The sequence below is a fragment of the Paraplanobispora takensis genome (assembly GCF_016863195.1).
In the GTDB taxonomy this organism is placed as follows: domain Bacteria; phylum Actinomycetota; class Actinomycetes; order Streptosporangiales; family Streptosporangiaceae; genus Planobispora; species Planobispora takensis.
In genome coordinates this window covers 1-2,655 of record NZ_BOOK01000111.1, presented here as the reverse complement: position 1 = coordinate 2,655, position 2,655 = coordinate 1, and the positions used below count along the sequence as shown (strand labels likewise).

At 69.0% G+C, this 2,655-nt stretch carries 3 protein-coding genes and 1 pseudogene; all 4 read left to right on the top strand.

Features of this window, described 5'->3' with window-relative positions:
• Positions 1 to 731: pseudogene (locus Pta02_RS40575) on the top strand (FtsK/SpoIIIE domain-containing protein); the annotation flags it as partial.
• Position 732: 1 nt separating this feature from the next.
• Positions 733 to 933, top strand: a complete 201-nt coding sequence (locus Pta02_RS40570) for a hypothetical protein (RefSeq protein ID WP_203880378.1) — start codon at positions 733 to 735, stop codon at positions 931 to 933.
• The gene (locus tag Pta02_RS40565) at positions 933 to 1,664 is read left to right on the top strand and encodes a DNA cytosine methyltransferase (RefSeq protein WP_203880377.1); all 732 of its coding nucleotides are present in this window, start codon (positions 933 to 935) and stop codon (positions 1,662 to 1,664) included. Before Pta02_RS40570 ends, Pta02_RS40565 begins: the two co-directional genes overlap by 1 nt.
• Positions 1,661 to 2,655 (top strand): replication initiator (locus tag Pta02_RS40560; RefSeq protein ID WP_239131604.1); only part of this gene is annotated, 995 nt, incomplete at its 3' end. The genes Pta02_RS40565 and Pta02_RS40560, both read left to right, overlap by 4 nt.

Here is a 2,655-nt window from a genome sequence, read left to right as displayed (position 1 = left end):
ATGGCACGCACCTGCTCATCGTGGGCGCGACCGGGGCCGGTAAGGGCTCCTGGGAGTGGGGCGTCATCCGGGATCGGCTTCCGCTGATTCGGGCCGGGCTGTGTCGGTTGTGGGTGTGCGATCCCAAGCGGATGGAGCTGAAGTTCGGCCACAGTCCTCGGGAGGTCCCTGGTAAGACGCTTTTTCACCGCTACGCCGCCACTCCGCAGGAGTGCCTGGAGCTGCTGGAAGAGGCGGAAAAGGAGATGCAGCGCACCGCTGATGCCTTCGGCGGGCATGTCCGCAAGCACGTCGCCTCGCTGGAGTACCCGCACAACATCATCATCGTTGATGAGGTGGCGTTCCTGACGGCGTATGTGGACGATCGCAAGATCAGGGACGCGATCAACGGCAAGCTCTCGACCCTGTCCACGCAGGGCCGCTCGGTCGGCTTCACTCTGATCGCCGCGCTGCAGGACCCGCGCAAGGAGGTTCTGAAGATCCGCAACCTGTTCCCCGACAAGATCGCGCTGCGGCTGGATGAGTCCGAACAGGTGGACATGGTGCTCGGCGACGGCGCCCGGGATCGCGGCGCGCTGGCCGATCTGATCACCACCGACGAATCCGAGGGCGCGGGCATCGGCTATGTCCGGCTGGAGAAGTCGCCCATCCCGATCCGGGGCCGCGCGGGCTATGTCTGCGATGCCGACATCACCGCCATGGTGCGTGACTACGGCACGGAGGTGGGCTGAGATGATGCCCGACCTCGAATCCGCCCCGAACCTTCGCTGCCCGACCTGCCGCACCAAGGGAAAGATCACCCTCGACGCGGCTACCCAGCAGGTCACCTGCACCGAGTGCGGACAGGCCTCCCTGGTGCTCATCACCCCGGAGCCGGAGCCGGAGCCGGTCAAGCCTCGCCGCACCCGCTCTGCCCGCAGCAGGAGGACGTGATGGGACGGCCGATGCTGCTCGATCTGTGCTGCTGCGCCGGCGGGGCCACCCGGGGCTATCAGGAGGCGGGCTTTCAGGTGACCGGGGTGGACATCGCCCCGCAGCCCGATTACGTGGGCGAGGACTTCCACCGGGCCGATGCGATCACCTTCGTCCTGGACCACCTGGAGGAGATCCGCTCCCGCTTCGCCTTCGTCCACGCCTCCCCGCCGTGCCGGGGCGAGGGGGCTCCGGCCAAGGGCACCAACAAGGCCCTCGGCAACGCCCACCCCCACCTGATTGCGCCGATCCGCGCGGTGCTGGAGCGGTTGGGCCTGCCCTACGTGATCGAGAACGTGGCCGGCGCACCCCTGCGCAAGGACCTGATGCTGTGCGGGGAGATGTTCGGCCTGGGCGTGCTGATGCACCGCTACTTCGAGTTCGGCGGCCTCGTCGTGCCCGGCCCGGTCCATCCCCGGCATCGGGGACGGGTGCGCGGCTGGCGGCACGGCCACTACTACCCCGGCCCGTATGTGGCGGCCTACGGCCAGGGCGGCGGCAAGGCCACCGTGGCGGAGATGCAGCAGGCCAAGGCGATCGACTGGACCGGCAATCATCTGGCGCTGCGCGAGGCCCTCCCGCCGGCCTACACCCGCTACCTCGGCGCCCATCTGATGAGCACCCTGACCGGAACCGCCCTGCCGGTGCAGCTCCCCCTGCCCGGCCTGGCCATGATCGGGGCGGCGGCATGACCGGCCCCGACCGCTCGACTCCCCGCGCGATCCGGCTTTCGATGCCGCTCGCGCGGGAAGTCGTTGACCAGCTCGCCGTCTCCCTGGGGGTGTGCATCCGCCCGGTACCGATGTACCGGCTGGATCCGGCCACGGGCCAGAGCAGGTGCGTGGATGTGCCGTGCGGGACCACGCTGGAGAGCAAGTGCCCGCCGTGCGCCAAGCGCAATCTCCAGCTGCGCAAGGCCCAGTGCCGGGAGGGCTGGCATGCCGAGACCGAACCGGAGATCACCCTCAACGCTCCCACCGAGGAACAGAGCTATCTGATCGAGCTGCGTGCTCAGCTTCAGGGCTACCGGGACCAGGCCGAAGCCAACGGCGAAGACCTCACCTCGTGGGATGAGGCGATCACCGAAGCTGAGGCGCAGATGCGGGCCGCCGGCCTGCGGGGCTCGGTGCTGGGCCGCTCCGCCACCAGCCGTCAGCGCTCGACCAGACGGCGGCAAGACGCCCCGGACCTGCCCAAGCGCAAGAAGATCCCCGGCACGCTCGGCAGGCTGTACGAATCCCCGGACGGCAGACGCTACCGGCCCTCGATGTTCATCACCCTCACCCTGCCCTCCTACGGCAAGGTACGTGACGGCGCTCCGATCGATCCGGACGCCTACGACTACACCCGGGCCGTGCGCGATGCCATCCACTTCGGTCGGCTGGTGGATCGCTTCATTCAGAACCTGCGGCGGGTGGCGGGCTGGGAGGTGCAGTACTTCGCCACCGTGGAGCCACAGAAGCGCGGGGCTCCGCACCTGCATCTGGCCATGCGCGGCACGCTGTCGCGGGCCGAGATCAAGCAGATCGCCGCCGCGACCTATCACCAGGTGTGGTGGCCCGCGACCGATCGCATCGTCTTCGACGGCGAGCACCTGCCCGTCTGGCACGACGGCTGCGGCTACCTCGATCCGCGCACGGGCGAGGTGCTGCCCACCTGGGATGAGGCACTCGACGCCATCGG

What these genes read in the sequence shown, in the direction of transcription:
- Pta02_RS40570 (WP_203880378.1), top strand. Translation starts at nt 733, where the DNA reads ATGATGCCCGACCTCGAATCCGCCCCGAACCTTCGCTGCCCGACCTGC.
- Pta02_RS40565 (WP_203880377.1), top strand. Translation starts at nt 933, where the DNA reads ATGGGACGGCCGATGCTGCTCGATCTGTGCTGCTGCGCCGGCGGGGCC.